This is a genomic window from Bacteroides sp. AM41-16 (genome assembly GCF_003603495.1).
Taxonomy (GTDB): domain Bacteria; phylum Bacteroidota; class Bacteroidia; order Bacteroidales; family Bacteroidaceae; genus Bacteroides; species Bacteroides uniformis.
In genome coordinates this window covers 134,508-149,350 of record NZ_QTNE01000009.1, presented here as the reverse complement: position 1 = coordinate 149,350, position 14,843 = coordinate 134,508, and the positions used below count along the sequence as shown (strand labels likewise).

The window sequence follows — 14,843 nt, the reverse complement described above, 5'->3', positions numbered from 1 at the left end:
CCAATTTCATATATATTCATAATGTTACACTATTTAATTACTGATAATTTTTCGATAAACGCACCTTATGGTGTAGTTCCTATTCACTATTAAATCATTGTCTAATCATCATCCAAACAATCCAGCGGATTGGGGATTTTTGCTTTATAGGCGTTCGATACGTGCAGATAAATTGCCGTTGTTTTTATATCGGTATGTCCCATAAGTTCCTGTATGGTTCTTAGGTCTGTCCCTTGTTCCAGCAGGTGGGTGGCGAACGTGTGCCGGAGCATGTGCAGGTGTACCCGATGCTTTATTCCGGCTTTCCTTGCCGCTTCTTTCAATATCTTAACCAATGCGCTGGGCGAGTATTGTTCGCCTGCCTGTTCGCCCTCAAAAAGCCATTTTTGCGGTCTGTATTCCCGGTAGTAAGCCCTTAGTTCGTTGAGCAGCTTTTCCGACAGTAGGGAATACCTGCACTTCTTGCCTTTTCCGGCAATCCTGATTAGCATCCGTTCGCTGATGATGTCTTGGGGTGTCAGGTTCAGAAGTTCGCTTCGGCGTAGTCCGGCAGAGTAAATAAGAGAAATCATGCACCTGTGTTTCCGATTGGATAACTGTGCAAAGATGCTTTTCATTTCTTCCCGGCTTAATACTTCGGGCAATGCCTTGTACTCTTTTGCACGGGCTATCCCGCCATAATATTGCCGCTTGCCTTTCCGGACTTTCTCGTAATAGAACTTGATAGCGTTGATGCGCATGTTCTGCTGGGTGGCGGATATGTGCTTTTCCTTTACCATGTGGAGCATATAGCTGTTTATGTCCTCGACCGTCAGCAGGTCAAGGTCTTGCCCCTTGTGGTATTCCATGAAGTCGCTGAAATAGATTTTATAGGCTTTTATGGTGGAAAGGCTGTACCGCTTCTGTTCCAGCAGTTCGAGGTAGCCTCTCGGCAGTATGTATTCCCTTTTAGGTTTGGGATGCCGCACGTAAACCCGGCTGTAATCAATATAGGCGTGGGGCGAATAGCGGTCATAGAAATCCGGCAGTTTAAAAGCGGTGGCAGGTATGTAGGCAGAACTATTGCCTGTCTTTTCCACGTCCGTATCTTGGGCGAGCAGCAGGGCGACAGCCTGACTGTTTACATACTCTATCCGTATGTAGTCCGCACCGTTTCTTTCTTCCTTGTACAGAACGATGCTTCCTCTCTGTTTCTGAACCTTATCCATGTCGCTGAATTTTGCTTCGCTCCAAAGATAAGATAAAAATATCACTTTTTGAACATCTGTTCAAAAATAATAGAGGTTAAAAAAACAAAAGAGTATCAGGCTTTAAGCAGCGAATAGATATGGCGAAAATTTTCTGCCAGTTCGTCCACGTTCAGACCGTTCAGAAATGCTTGTTCGTATGACAGTCCTAAAAACATTTGCCGGAACAAGATAGCCGTTTTCTTCACGTCCGTGTTGCTCCTGATTTCCCCGCTTTCTTTTGCCTTCTGTATGACTTTCTCCCATAGGTCATAGTCTTGTCGGTAGATTTTCTCAATTTTCTGCCTGATACCCGGATAGTACATGCGCACTTGTGACAGGAAATGAAAGTAGTAGAAGTTAGGACTACAATCATGCGGGCTGCTATTATCGCCAATCAGTTCAACAATCCTTTTTATGGAAGCGGCTACTCCCGCCACGTATTGCCCGATGAACTCCGTCAACGTATCGGCAGGAGCGGCAAACTTGTTTTCCGGTTCGTGCATTTGCAACACGTATTTGTCCGCCACAGCCATGAATAAATCCAACTTGTGCGGAAAATAATAAACGATACCCGTTTTTGTCACCCCGCAGGCTTTGGCAAGCGTGATGATGCTTGCTTTCTCGTAGTTCATCCTGACAAATACGCCGAACGCTTTATCTATTACTTCTTCACGGTTAGTTATTATCATACACGTTTGTTTTTAATCGGTTACGAAGATACGGATTTTGTTTTAACCATTTGTACCCCAGTGCTTTTTTTTAGTGCAAGGTGCAAGTATATATTTATATATATAGCTTGCACCTTGCACTAACCCAAAAATATTTATTATCAGATATTTGCGAGTTTCAAAAGAAAGCCGTATCTTTGAACCCGAAAGTTAGGCAGACAAACAGCGGTCAAAGTTGGACAAGCCCAACATCTGAAAATCGTTACTGTTTCGTTACCTATTTGAAATTTTGAAAGCGAAGTAGCTGAAATATAAGCGGTTAGAGTTGTAGGTTCAAAACCCTGTCTCTCCGCTGAACTAACTGGATAATGAATAGGTAAGTCTCATAAATTCAACGATTTGTGGGACTTTTTTTATTCCATTATCTCTGCCCTATCGGATATTATTTAGCCCTTTATAGAATAAGAATTTATACTTTAGTTTTGACTGAACTTCAGTATATATGTGCAATTTTAGAACAAATAATCTAAAAATGATTTTTTTTTGTAACTTAGCATAATATTTAAAACAAATATGGTAAAAGCTACAAAAGATAATAGGCCTTTTTCAAGTGGTGTGTTTGATTTAGAGGAGTTCAATATTTATACAAAGGTAATTGATTTGCCTCTTGACGGGATTCCGACATATCTAGAAGAAGGGATAAATGGAGTTTGTACCGGAGGCTCTGCTCTTTTTAATGTGTTTTCTAATAAACGCAGGGTTGTGAAGAATGATTTGATAACTATTTTTCCTTATCAGTTGGCAAGTATAACCGAAATCAGTACAGACTTTGCCGTTATTTTCTTTAAAGTACCAAAGAAATTGTTTATGGATACCATTAATGGGCTGGGTAGGCTTACACTTGACTATTTTTTCTATATGAGGAAATATTATAGCTCTCCGCTCAGTGAAGAAGAGTATAAGCGCTTTGTTCATTTCTGTCATATATTGTCATGCCGTGTAGATTTATCTTGTGCCTTTCTTAGGAGGGAATCGGTGATGTATTTATTGAGGGTTTATTATTGGGACTTGTATGTGGGCTATAAGAGTAACCCCAAGGCTATGGCTTCCGTGAAGTTTGTACGTAAAGAGAAGCAGGTTTTTGAATTCTTTTATTTGGTTATAGAGTATCATACTATAAGTCGTGATGTGGCATTTTATGCAGATAAGATGTGTATCTCACCTAAATATCTGACAATGTTAATAACAGATAATACTGGTCGTTCGGCTAAAGAGTGGATTGTGGAATATACCATACTTGAGATAAAAGTCTTATTGAAAGACTCCAATCTTGAAATAAAGGAAGTGGTTTCACGAACTAATTTTCAATCGAATTCTACGATGACACGTTTTTTTCGTAAGCATACAGGCACTACTCCGTCAGAATACCGTGAGAGAATGTTTGTCTGATATTTGGATAATTTGTACTTATACCAAAAGGCAAGAAAGATATGAAAGAATATCTTAAAATAATAGATGAAATAATCGCTCTTGTGGGGTTACATTTAATTCCCAAATTTGTTAATCTATATCAAGGCCAGGTTGACATAAGATGTGAGGAAAATGATACTGGAGTCTTAATTAATATTATTGTGTCTTTACCAGATAAAAATGAACTGCAGGCTTTGCAAAATCAAGTTGGTATGGACTCACTACAAGCCAAACAGATCTTAGAAGGAATATTAAAATTGGAGAAAATGGATTCATGCAAACCATTGGAAAACAGACAACTGGAATTGAAACGAATTTGGCTTAACAAGCTTGTTTCAGTGTTGGAAGAGCATATGGAAAATACAGAGTTTAATGTTGCTATGCTCTGTCAACTGTTGGGAATGAATCGAAAACTGTTGTATCGAAAGATTAAACAGTTGACGGGGGTTACTCCAGTAAGCCTTATTCGGCGTGTTAGGATGATAAGAGCCGCTACACTTTTATTACAAGGCAGATTCACTGTATCGGAAGTAATGTATATGGTAGGCTATTCCAATCCTTCTTATTTTTCCAGGTGTTTCATGGCAGAATATAATATTTCTCCAAGTCAATATGCAATAATTCAAAAAAAAACAGGTGGAGCGTCCGAATAAGGGGGCACTCCACACATGATTCATTGTCTTTTGTTCTGTTATTTTTTATACCAATCCTTACAGTCATTTCCCATTGATTTTGCCCATGTAGTAAAACCGGGATATTGGCTGTCAATTCTGTTCCTTTCTGTTACCGGGGTAAACCCTAGCATCGGTATATCGATAGCAAATGGATATGCTCCTTTACGGTCGATATAGTAAGCATCATCATTGCTGCCAATCAATGACTGATTGGCATAAGCTGTAGCTTTGTGTTTGGGCAGATGAACCTCTGTGCGATTCTGTTCTCCTTGTGAATATTTTACGATGATGTATGGATTATAGGACAATAGCTGATTCTTTAGGAAAGAACCGTTGAATTCTCTGGTGACTACATATTTATTGCCTATATTCTGTTTGGCATTGGACATTACGATAATGGACGAAGTCTCTTTTTCCAATATTGCACCTTCCGGCAAAGTGATTTTATCGCCAATTTGTGCTGCATCTATCTGATAGGCAAATGCGTTAACATATGTAGCGCCATCATGTACCGGAGTGAATTCGTCAACGATCTTCGTTACTATATTCTTTTTGTCGAAATAGACTTTGCGTTCGTATTCTACAATTACGTCATTCATGTCATAATCGCCACCGGAAGGCCAAATATCTTCGAATGCCAGTGTGCCGGTAACATTTTCATCTTCATCGGGTTTTGGTTCTTCTTTATCACCTTCATCGGGAATAGACGGCCTTTCAGGATCGTCAATAGAACTTCCCGGAGTAGCATCTACATAAAATAAAAGGTCACAGTAGCTTTGATTTACACCATCTTCTGCTCCAAGAATCGTCTTGCCGCTTTTGGGGTCTTTAACAGAGACAAAGGCTGGCATGTTGTTTTTGGGATTGGAAGTGCGAAGATTTGAATCGTATGGATTATATAAATCAGGCAATTTAAGATAATCTTCTAAATTATTTCCATAACCGTTCTTAAAACCGTCGGCATAAAGAAACCAGCCTACTGTATATCCTGCTGGGAATGTATCATGGGCTTGGCCGTCTTCATCGAAGTAAAGCAGACGAACTTTATTTCCGGATTCTAAAATCAATATTTGGCCGCCATACCAGTCAAAAGACACATTGGGGAATATAATGTATTTCCTCACTTGGTCTACATCGACGGACGTTCCGGTTTTATAAAAATAATATCCGAAAGTATTATTATAACTTGCACTTCGATTGAGAAAAATGAGATTTAATGCGGTGTTGTCCTCCTTTATCGAAATATTAATAGTTTTTCCATTACCAAGTAATTTTGAATTGTCTTGTCCGCCTTTATTGAAGAATGTTTTCATCCGGTCTGTCAAATCCAAAACACTTTCATCACCAATATTTTTTTCCTTTGTCATATATTGGCTGTCCAGCTGACCTCCTTCTCCCCAATAGCACAGTGAGTATAGATTTTGGGATTTGTTTACTAAATAAGGTACATCAGACGAAGCGCGAGTGACAGACTTTGTTTTAGGATTTGATTTTGCCGACATGTCAAAAATGACAACATTGTCTTTAATTTCAAGTTCTATGCATCCCGGCAATCCCCATGTCGCAGTATATAAATAAACTTTATTAAGATAGGTAGGAAGCTGCATTTTTCCCTCATACTTACCGCTGTTGTCGGTATAGGTTTTGAACAAGGCTTCTATACCCTCTTTCTTTATCGGCGTACCTTCCACTGTTTCCATCGGATTTTCACCGTAAATTTCTATCAAAGGAGTAAACCCGTAAATGTCATAGTTGACAGAAAGCCGGACATCACTGCGCATCTCAAAGCCGAAATATTTATCCGGGTCAGGAAGAGGTTCTTTTTTACGATTCGGGTCGTATACGTCTTTCTCCATACAACCTGTCATAAGGCCTGAAAGTGCAAGCACTAAAATGAAAGTCCCAATACTAATTAAGCGGTTTTGTTTCATAAGATATAAAAATGTTATGTTAATTTTATTTGTATGTATTTTTGATTAGTTACTAGCTCTTTAAATGCCCGATACATTTTATTATGCAAATTTAGTCTGTATTGCTCAAACTCATTGATACAAAATTGACAAAAGAATGATAGAAAAAGGACAGTTGATTTTTTTTGTATATCCATGTGATAGTTTGTCGGGAGTGTCTTTTTGTTCTTCCTTTATTGGATTTTACCCTCTTTTCAGTATATTTGCGCTCGGCGTTTTAAGAATATTATCTTTGAGCCGATTCCAATACTAAACTAGCTAGAATTAATGGAGAAAATAAATGCAGTAATTACGGGAGTGGGAGGGTATGTTCCTGACTATATTCTGACCAATGAAGAAATATCCAAAATGGTAGATACGACAGATGAGTGGATAATGGGGCGTATCGGTATAAAGGAAAGACGTATCTTGCACGAAGAAGGATTGGGGACTTCGTATATGGCCCGTAAAGCTGTAAAACAATTAATGCAACGTACAAAATCTAATCCTGATGATATTGATTTGGTGATTGTGGCCACTACAACGGCCGATTATCATTTTCCTTCAACAGCATCCATATTATGTGAGAGAGTAAAGCTTAAGAATGCTTTTGCTTTTGATATGCAGGCTGTTTGTAGTGGCTTTTTGTATGCATTGGAAACTGGAGCCAATTTTATCCGTTCGGGAAAATACAAGAAGGTCATTGTAGTAGGGGCTGATAAAATGTCGTCGGTGATTGATTATACCGATCGTGCCACTTGTCCGATTTTTGGTGACGGTGCTGCCGCTTTCATGCTGGAACCCACCCGGGAAGGTATGGGAGTAATGGATGCCGTATTGAGAACAGACGGGAAAGGTCTGCCTTTTTTACATATCAAAGCGGGAGGCTCCGTATGTGCTCCATCTTACTATACACTGGACAATCGGATGCATTATATTTATCAGGAAGGACGTACAGTCTTTAAATATGCTGTGGCCAATATGGCGGATGTTTGTGAGGCAGTCATGGAGAGGAATCACTTGACGAAGGAGGACATTGACTGGGTGATTCCCCATCAGGCAAACATGCGTATAATTACTGCTGTTTCGCAACGCTTGGGAGTATCTCCCGAAAAGGTAATGGTCAATATAGAACGGTATGGAAATACAAGTGCCGGCACGCTTCCATTGTGTGTATGGGATTTCGAGGATAAGCTGAAAAAGGGGGATAAACTGATTTTTACAGCATTCGGAGCAGGATTTGCCTGGGGAGCTATTTACGTGAAGTGGGGATACGACGGAAAAGGTTGAGGCTCACTGATAAGATTTAGGTTGTTTGTTTCTTTTCTGATACAACTTTTAGTATCTTTGCGAAACAGCAGTTTTTTATTGTGACAGAAAATTGCATGTGTTTTGTTAACCATATAGAAAACTAAAAACAACCAGCGTATTATGAACCAGGAATTATCCATGAGCCCCAATCTATTGGTGGCTGCCCTTCAAAAACCGGCTTCCGAATTTACGAAAGCAGACATTGTTTCCTATATAAAGGAGAACGACATTCGTATGGTGAACTTCATGTATCCTGCGGCAGACGGGAGACTGAAGACACTGAACTTTGTCATCAATAATGAGGCATACCTTGATGCCATACTTACATGTGGTGAACGCGTAGACGGTTCCAGCTTGTTTCCGTTTATAGAGGCCGGTAGCAGTGATTTGTATGTAGTGCCGCGTTTCCGGACCGCTTTTATAGACCCTTTTTCTGAATTGCCCACACTGTCAATGCTCTGTTCTTATTTCAATAAGGATGGTGAACCGCTGGAAAGTTCTCCGGAATATACCCTGCGTAAGGCATGTCAGGCATTCACTACGGTTACGGGGATGGAATTTCAGGCTATGGGAGAATTGGAATATTATGTAATTTCTGAAAATGACGGATTGTTCCCGGCTACCGATCAGCGTGGTTATCACGAATCGGCCCCTTATGCCAAGTTCAATGATTTCCGTACGGAATGTATGTCATATATTGCGCAGGCAGGCGGACAGATAAAGTATGGGCATTCTGAAGTCGGTAATTTTACGCTGGACGATAAGATTTATGAGCAGAATGAAATAGAGTTCCTGCCGGTGCGTGCCGAGGAGGCTGCTGACCAACTGGTGATAGCAAAATGGGTTATTCGTAATCTGGCTAGCCAGTATGGATATAACATTACTTTTGCACCGAAAATCACGGCAGGAAAAGCCGGTTCCGGATTACATATACATATGCGTATCATGAAGGACGGGCAGAACCAGATGCTGAAAGATGGGGCACTTTCTGAAACAGCCTGTAAGGCCATTGCGGGCATGATGAAGCTGGCTTCTTCCATTACAGCTTTCGGTAATACAAATCCTACTTCCTATTTTCGTCTGGTTCCTCATCAGGAAGCACCGACCAACATTTGCTGGGGCGACCGCAACCGTTCGGTATTGGTACGCGTTCCGTTGGGCTGGTCGGCAAAAACGGATATGTGCATGTTGGCAAATCCGTTGGAGACCCCAAGTCATTATGATACTACACAGAAACAGACGGTGGAAATGCGTTCGCCTGACGGTTCGGCCGATTTGTATCAATTGATTGCCGGACTTGCTGTAGCTTGCCGTTATGGATTTGAGATAGACGATGCTTTAGGAATTGCAGAAAAAACATATGTCAATGTAAATATCCACAAGAAAGAAAATGAAGATAAGTTGAAACAACTGGAACAGCTTCCTGATAGTTGTGCCGCTTCTGCCGATTGTTTGGAAAGACAGCGTGCTGTCTTTGAGCAATATCATGTGTTCAGTCCTGCAATGGTTGATGGGGTTATTTCCAAACTGCGTTCTTACGAGGATAGAACCTTGCGTGCAGAGATACAAGACAGTCCGGAGGAGATGCTGAAACTGGTCGAGAAGTATTTCCACTGCGGATAGGAGAAGAAATGAGGGCATAACTCACCGCAGGTTACACAGATTGCTATAGAATTTCTGATAATCAAGAACTTTTATCTGTGTTAATCTGCGGTGATTGTGTATTTTGACACCTCTCCATTATTTCTTTGGCTTTGAATACTGGTTCTGCTTTTTGTATTTCCGATTCGAAGCCGAACCAATAACCATTTTGGGTATTGTCGTCAATGGGTAGAAAACATAAGCGGAGGCTTTCTTTGTAGTTTCCATAGATGACTTCCCAATATTCCGGTGGCATCTGGCGCTTGGTCTTGACTTTCTCTGCTGGTTTTTTCTTTAATGACATGCCTGCCTCTATCCAGGCAATGGTGACCATGATTTTATAGGCCGGATAATGCATACTGCAGAATTCATAGAGTACGAGGCCTCGCTTTTCCAGGCTCATGGGCTGGTCTATAAGATTTTTATCGATTAAAAATTCCAGAAAGCGACGTAGGAAGTCGTTGTCATCCAGAATCAGCTTGCGGGTGATGGCTTGCCAAGCAGTTGTGTTATAGAATCCATCCAGAAGACGTGACAGTTGCCGGGCTGTTTGAAGCTCGTTGACACTGATTTCATTTGTTTGAAGCACTTCATAAGGGGGGAGAGGAGAATATCGGATGCCTAGTTCTTCCGCCCTTCTTCTCATTTCTGTGCCGGGAAGTAACTTCAGGGATTCAAGCTGTATCTCGCCGGCATTGTATCCGGCAAGTGTACGCACATCTTCAAATATTTCGGATAGGCGGTATAGAGGCAAGCCGGCAATGAGGTCGGCGTGTGTTTCCATATTGGGTAGGGAACATAGGAAACGAAGACCTTGCAGTGAGTCCTCCAGGCTTCCCATCCGACGGCTTTTCTGGAGGACCGGTTCGCGCAGGCTTTGAATACCGGCCTCGAGATGGAGCAATCCTTTAGGTAGCTTTTTCAATTCATTTTTCAGCTCTTCGGATAATAGTGCAGGGTGTATTTCTAAGTGAAAGCATATGTCCGGGTTGAATTCCAGGAAAAGTTGCAGTAATTCTTTAGCACGGCGCGGATTATAATTAAAGGTCCGGTCGAGGACGCGTACGTTTTTTATTCCATGACTGTGGATAATTTGAAGGCGTTCACGGATACTTTCAATGGACAGTGTGCGCACCGGTTTTTCTTCACCGCTGACGCAGAATGCGCATGTGTTGAAACAGCCTCGGGTAGTCTCCAGTTGTACGAATGGTTTGCTCCAATTGAAGAAACTGCTGTTTTCCGGTGGTACGAGCCGGGAAAAGTTAAGTACACGGGCTATGCCGTTGTCTATATATTGCTTTTGAGGATTCATATAGCAGAGTCCCGGAATACTGTTCCATTTTTCCGGCTGGTTCCAGCAAGACAGCCATTGGGGGAATGCTTCTTCTCCCTCTCCCCTGAATACGCAGTCGATGAAAGGGTTTTTATGCAGAAAGTCTTCATTGTTTCCTAAGAATTCAGGTCCGCCCAAGATGAAGCAGCTATTGGGAAGCAATGCTTTTAATCTCGCTGTTATGTGCAACAGTTGTTCGTGGTTGAACAACCATGTTGTTGCGGCAATGATGTCGGGTTGGTGCCGGTATATTTCGTCGACAATCATTCCTACGTTTTCATTGATGGTGGCAGATACGATTTCCCATTTTACGGAATTGTTTTTTGCTATTTGTGCGTGCAGTGCAGGGAGTGCCAACGAAGAGTGTGCATACGAGCTATTGAGGTCTATCCAAAGAATTTTCATGTTTAATTGAGTTTCATCTTTGCAAAGATAACTGATTTTGCTTTTCGTATAAACAAAAAGGGTTATATTTGCATGACGGAAATCGAAAATAGTAAAGTGTTGGTATAGAATGTTCTTTGAAAGATGAAATATTTCTTTTGTATTCTTATTTCTATAAGGTGATAACGGGTTGTCTTATCACTGGCTTGATAAAGTAAGGAAGGAAGTACTATTAAGTGTGATTGATACAGAATGCAAAATATCGGAATAAGTTTCCAGCTATTTTGAACATTTTGAGAAAGTAAACTCTTTTGTACAAGGACTGGTTTAGGTAATTGATTCCTTCCTATGATGTAGGGATACTCTGTGAGGAGTATCCCTACAATTTTTTACATTGATTCCACGTTGCCTCCCTTTGGGGGATTGTTTGGACAATAACAAAAAAAGAGGAATATTCTTTCGAATTTCCTCTTCTTTGCGGGTGGCAGATGGGACTCGAACCCACGACATTCAGAACCACAATCTGACGCTCTAACCAACTGAACTACAGCCACCATGTTAGTGCATTTCTTAAATGCGGTGCAAAGATAGGGATAATCTTTAATATTGCAAAGAATGAGACGAAAATTTTTGAGATTTCTGCATTATTTTTTCTTCTCGTAGATACCTATATTGTGCTGCTGGAGCAGCTTTCGAGAGCTTTTGACAAAGATTTCCAGGTGTTTACGAGCTTCCGGCGTTAAATGTTCTGTAGGAAAACTGGCAGGATAAAGAATGTAATTTTTTTCTTTAGTAAGTTCCGGCCGGCCGGTCCAGACCAGATTATATCCACAATAGGAAACACGACAGTATGGAAAAGGCAGAGGATTGGAGTCTGGCAGGGGCGTCTGACTCTGACCGGTGTAAGAGGGACGGGTGGGTTGGGGGAGAGGATGTTTCTCCAACTGCAAAGTGAAGATAAGGCCGCCGTCAGTGTTGGCCTTGCTCATATTGGAAATGAAGTTTCCCAAGGAGTAGACTATGATGTGCTGTTCGGTACCGTTGGTACGTAGTTCCATCGGTTGAATGACGTGAGGGTGTGAACCGATAATATGTGTTACGCCTTGTTGGAGCAACCAGTTGGCCAGTTCGCGTTGCTCACGGTTGGGAAGGGACTGATATTCCTCTCCCCAATGCATGCAGGCAATAATGGCATCCGGTTGGCGTGCCTTGGCACTTTGGATATCTTGCAGGATGGTATTCTTATCAATATAGTTTACGATATTGGGAGAGGTAGCCTTGATACCATTGGTGCCGTAAGTATAGTTGAGTAGGGCAATGCGAAAGCCGTTTCTGTTGATGAACAGGGGATAGCGTTGCCTGCGCTCCGACAGATTCTTGTAGGTGCCTGCGTAACGAATACCGGAGGAGTCAAGCAATTGTATGGTACGCTCCATTCCCTTTTTTCCACGGTCCAGACAGTGGTTGTTGGCTGTCAGTAAAATATCGAATCCGGCGTCCTTTATGGCCTGAAGATATTCATCGGGGGCGCTGAACATAGGATAGCCCCGATAGGGCCTGCCCCCCAATGTGACTTCCAGATTTCCTATGGCGAGGTCTGCCTGGGATATTTGCTCTTTTATGAGGGAGAAGCAGGAGGAGTAGTCATATTTTCCTTCAGATACATGTGCAGCGTCTATTTGTGCCTGGTGCTGCATCAGGTCGCCGACAAATAATAGCGTAATCCTTTCCTGCGAGGAAAGGGTTACGCTATACAGTAGGACAACAATGAAGACGGCGAGCGTTTTCATCGCCTTGTTATTGGTAGATTGCTTTCTTGCCGGCGAGCAATGTATTCTTCATAAGGGAAACGATGGTCATGGGACCTACGCCTCCCGGTACGGGGGTAATGAATGAACATTTGGGAGCTACTTCGTCGAATTTCACATCACCGGTCAACTTGAATCCGGATTTCTTGGAGGTATCGGGCACACGGGTAGTACCTACATCAATAACGACAGCGCCTTCCTTGACCATTTCCGCCTTAACAAAGTTCGGTTGTCCCAACGCAGCAATGATGATGTCCGCTTCCTGGCATTCCTTTACCAGGTCTTTGCTGCGGCTGTGGCATACGGTCACTGTGGCATCGCCGGGATAAGCCTTCTGCATCATCAGGGCAGCCATGGGTTTGCCGACAATGTTACTGCGTCCCAATACCACGCATTTCTTGCCTGAAGTCTCTATCTGATAGCGCTTCAGCAGTTCGAGGATACCGTTGGGAGTAGCGGATACATAGCAGGGAAGGCCAATGGACATCCGTCCCACGTTGATGGGATGAAAGCCGTCCACATCCTTGCGGTAGTCGATGGTTTCAATCACTTTCTGCTCGGAGATATGCTTGGGCAAGGGAAGCTGTACGATGAAACCGTCCACATCCGCATCCTCGTTCAATTCGCGTACCTTGGCGAGCAGTTCCTTTTCGGTAACGTCTGCCTCGTAACGGATAAGTGAGGACTTGAATCCGCAAACTTCGCATGCTTTTACTTTGGCGGCAACGTAGGTTTCGCTACCTCCATCGTGTCCTACAAGAATGGCGGCCAGATGCGGGCGTTTACCCCCACGAGCCACTATTTCGGCTACTTCTGCTGCAATCTCTTGCTTTACTTGCTCTGAAATTGCTTTTCCATCAATCAGTGTCATAGGCTGTTATCTTATCTTTTAAGTTTCGGCATCATCTTACCCATCTTGCTGCCAGTGACCATCTTCATCATCTTGCGGGTCTGGTCAAACTGTTTCAGCAGGCGGTTTACTTCCTGAATATTCGTACCGCTACCTTTGGCAATGCGCTGGCGGCGTGAACCGTTCAGAATGGCCGGATTGCTGCGTTCTTCCGGAGTCATGGAGTAGATGATGGCTTCAATGCTCTTGAAGGCATTGTCGTCAATGTCTATATCCTTGATGGCTTTGCCTACGCCCGGTATCATGGAGGCAAGTTCCTTCAAGTTACCCATTTTCTTGATTTGTGCAATCTGGCTCAGGAAGTCGTTGAAGTCGAACTGGTTCTTGGCAATCTTCTTTTGCAGGCGTTTGGCTTCTTCCTCGTCATATTGTTCCTGCGCACGTTCCACCAAAGATACGATGTCACCCATACCGAGAATACGGTCGGCCATACGTGAGGGATGGAACTGGTCGATGGCATCCAGCTTTTCACCGGTACCTACAAACTTGATGGGCTTGTTTACCACCGAACGGATAGAAAGGGCGGCACCACCGCGGGTATCACCATCCAGTTTGGTCAATACTACACCATTGAAGTCGAGCCGTTCGTTGAATTCCTTAGCGGTATTCACTGCATCCTGACCGGTCATTGAATCCACTACGAACAGAATCTCGTCCGGATTGATGGCCTTCTTGATGGCGGCAATCTCGTTCATCATCTCCTCATCCACTGCCAGACGACCGGCTGTATCGACAATTACAAGGTCGTAACCTTTGGCTTTGGCTTCTTGGATGGCATTTTGGGCAATGGCTACCGGATTTTTGCTGTCCGGTTCCGAGTACATCGGTACGTCAATCTGTTCAGCCAGTACACGCAACTGCTCGATAGCGGCAGGACGGTACACGTCACAAGCCACCAATAACGGCTTTTTGTTCTTCTTGCTCTTCAGCATGCGGGCCAGCTTTCCGGAGAAAGTTGTTTTACCGGAGCCTTGCAAACCGGACATTAGGATAATGGCAGGCTTGGAGTCGAGGTTTATTTCAGAAGTCTCGCCGCCCATGAGCTGGGTCAGTTCATCGTGTACGATTTTTACCATCAGCTGGCTGGGCTTAACGGCTGTCAGCACGTTTTGTCCCAAGGCTTTTTCCTTAACGGTATCGGTGAAGTTTTTGGCTACCTTATAGTTCACGTCGGCATCCAAAAGTGCCTTACGTACGTCTTTCAGGGTTTCCGCAACATTGATTTCGGTGATTTTGCCCTCACCTTTCAAAATTTTAAACGACCTTTCAAGTCTCTCGCTTAAATTATCGAACATAGTATCTAATTACAATTACTAAATTACAAATTACTCTTATTGAGGCGCAAAAGTACAAAAAATCCCTTTAACTGCCTTCTTTTGAAGCAGAATATTATTGAAGACTTGCAGCGGGATGGGCGAAAAGAATGGAAGTGCCGGTCAAGGCACTGATAATCATCTATATTATTC

The 14,843-nt window shown here is 42.7% G+C and carries 11 protein-coding genes and 1 tRNA gene; 4 read left to right on the top strand and 8 right to left on the bottom strand.

The features are described 5' to 3' along the window. Nucleotides 1-101 precede the first annotated feature (101 nt). Both DW896_RS10395 and DW896_RS10390 read right to left on the bottom strand, forming a co-directional pair. Nucleotides 102-1,208 carry a site-specific integrase gene (locus tag DW896_RS10395; protein WP_007480249.1) on the bottom strand — a complete coding sequence of 369 codons (1,107 nt, stop codon included), beginning with the start codon at nucleotides 1,206-1,208 and terminating at the stop codon, nucleotides 102-104. 95 nt (nucleotides 1,209-1,303) lie between these two features. Further along, the gene (locus DW896_RS10390) at nucleotides 1,304-1,918 is read right to left on the bottom strand and encodes a TetR/AcrR family transcriptional regulator (RefSeq protein WP_119993203.1); all 615 of its coding nucleotides are present in this window, start codon (nucleotides 1,916-1,918) and stop codon (nucleotides 1,304-1,306) included. Nucleotides 1,919-2,470: 552 nt separating this feature from the next. On the opposite strand from DW896_RS10390, the gene DW896_RS10380 reads away from it, so the two are divergent. Next, nucleotides 2,471-3,346: an AraC family transcriptional regulator gene (locus DW896_RS10380; RefSeq protein WP_005831578.1), complete on the top strand. Its 876-nt coding sequence runs from the start codon at nucleotides 2,471-2,473 to the stop codon at nucleotides 3,344-3,346. A 41-nt stretch (nucleotides 3,347-3,387) separates the two neighbouring features. Beyond that, nucleotides 3,388-4,020: an AraC family transcriptional regulator gene (locus DW896_RS10375; protein ID WP_005831576.1), complete on the top strand. Its 633-nt coding sequence runs from the start codon at nucleotides 3,388-3,390 to the stop codon at nucleotides 4,018-4,020. Between the two features lie 38 nt (nucleotides 4,021-4,058). Here DW896_RS10375 and DW896_RS10370 read toward each other — a convergent pair whose 3' ends face one another. Beyond that, nucleotides 4,059-5,972 carry an LruC domain-containing protein gene (locus DW896_RS10370; protein WP_009038177.1) on the bottom strand — a complete coding sequence of 638 codons (1,914 nt, stop codon included), beginning with the start codon at nucleotides 5,970-5,972 and terminating at the stop codon, nucleotides 4,059-4,061. Nucleotides 5,973-6,278: 306 nt separating this feature from the next. Between DW896_RS10370 and DW896_RS10365 the strand changes: the two genes are divergently transcribed. Together DW896_RS10365 and DW896_RS10360 are read left to right on the top strand one after the other, a co-directional pair. Beyond that, complete coding sequence (locus DW896_RS10365; protein WP_009038178.1) at nucleotides 6,279-7,280, top strand: beta-ketoacyl-ACP synthase III; 1,002 nt, start codon at nucleotides 6,279-6,281, stop codon at nucleotides 7,278-7,280. A gap of 141 nt (nucleotides 7,281-7,421) precedes the next feature. Next, complete coding sequence (locus DW896_RS10360) at nucleotides 7,422-8,924, top strand: glutamine synthetase family protein (RefSeq protein WP_119993200.1); 1,503 nt, start codon at nucleotides 7,422-7,424, stop codon at nucleotides 8,922-8,924. 61 nt (nucleotides 8,925-8,985) lie between these two features. On the opposite strand, the gene DW896_RS10355 is transcribed toward DW896_RS10360, so the two are convergent. The 5 genes from DW896_RS10355 to ffh form a co-directional block, all read right to left on the bottom strand. Next, nucleotides 8,986-10,680 carry a B12-binding domain-containing radical SAM protein gene (locus tag DW896_RS10355; RefSeq protein ID WP_008664938.1) on the bottom strand — a complete coding sequence of 565 codons (1,695 nt, stop codon included), beginning with the start codon at nucleotides 10,678-10,680 and terminating at the stop codon, nucleotides 8,986-8,988. A 459-nt stretch (nucleotides 10,681-11,139) separates the two neighbouring features. Continuing rightward, nucleotides 11,140-11,213: transfer RNA gene (locus tag DW896_RS10350), tRNA-His, on the bottom strand. A gap of 90 nt (nucleotides 11,214-11,303) precedes the next feature. Beyond that, entirely contained in the window at nucleotides 11,304-12,449 is a 1,146-nt protein-coding gene (locus DW896_RS10345) for a CapA family protein (protein WP_022402007.1), read from the bottom strand. 7 nt (nucleotides 12,450-12,456) lie between these two features. Further along, entirely contained in the window at nucleotides 12,457-13,338 is an 882-nt protein-coding gene (folD, locus tag DW896_RS10340; protein ID WP_005831560.1) for a bifunctional methylenetetrahydrofolate dehydrogenase/methenyltetrahydrofolate cyclohydrolase FolD, read from the bottom strand. Nucleotides 13,339-13,349: 11 nt separating this feature from the next. Continuing rightward, entirely contained in the window at nucleotides 13,350-14,672 is a 1,323-nt protein-coding gene (ffh, locus tag DW896_RS10335) for a signal recognition particle protein (RefSeq protein WP_005831559.1), read from the bottom strand. Between the last annotated feature and the right edge of the window lie 171 nt (nucleotides 14,673-14,843).

Coding starts and splice junctions, on each gene's coding strand:
- DW896_RS10395 (WP_007480249.1), bottom strand. CDS start 1,208: ATGGATAAGGTTCAGAAACAGAGAGGAAGCATCGTTCTGTACAAGGAA.
- DW896_RS10390 (WP_119993203.1), bottom strand. CDS start 1,918: ATGATAATAACTAACCGTGAAGAAGTAATAGATAAAGCGTTCGGCGTA.
- DW896_RS10380 (WP_005831578.1), top strand. CDS start 2,471: ATGGTAAAAGCTACAAAAGATAATAGGCCTTTTTCAAGTGGTGTGTTT.
- DW896_RS10375 (WP_005831576.1), top strand. CDS start 3,388: ATGAAAGAATATCTTAAAATAATAGATGAAATAATCGCTCTTGTGGGG.
- DW896_RS10370 (WP_009038177.1), bottom strand. CDS start 5,972: ATGAAACAAAACCGCTTAATTAGTATTGGGACTTTCATTTTAGTGCTT.
- DW896_RS10365 (WP_009038178.1), top strand. CDS start 6,279: ATGGAGAAAATAAATGCAGTAATTACGGGAGTGGGAGGGTATGTTCCT.
- DW896_RS10360 (WP_119993200.1), top strand. CDS start 7,422: ATGAACCAGGAATTATCCATGAGCCCCAATCTATTGGTGGCTGCCCTT.
- DW896_RS10355 (WP_008664938.1), bottom strand. CDS start 10,680: ATGAAAATTCTTTGGATAGACCTCAATAGCTCGTATGCACACTCTTCG.
- DW896_RS10345 (WP_022402007.1), bottom strand. CDS start 12,449: ATGAAAACGCTCGCCGTCTTCATTGTTGTCCTACTGTATAGCGTAACC.
- folD (WP_005831560.1), bottom strand. CDS start 13,338: ATGACACTGATTGATGGAAAAGCAATTTCAGAGCAAGTAAAGCAAGAG.
- ffh (WP_005831559.1), bottom strand. CDS start 14,672: ATGTTCGATAATTTAAGCGAGAGACTTGAAAGGTCGTTTAAAATTTTG.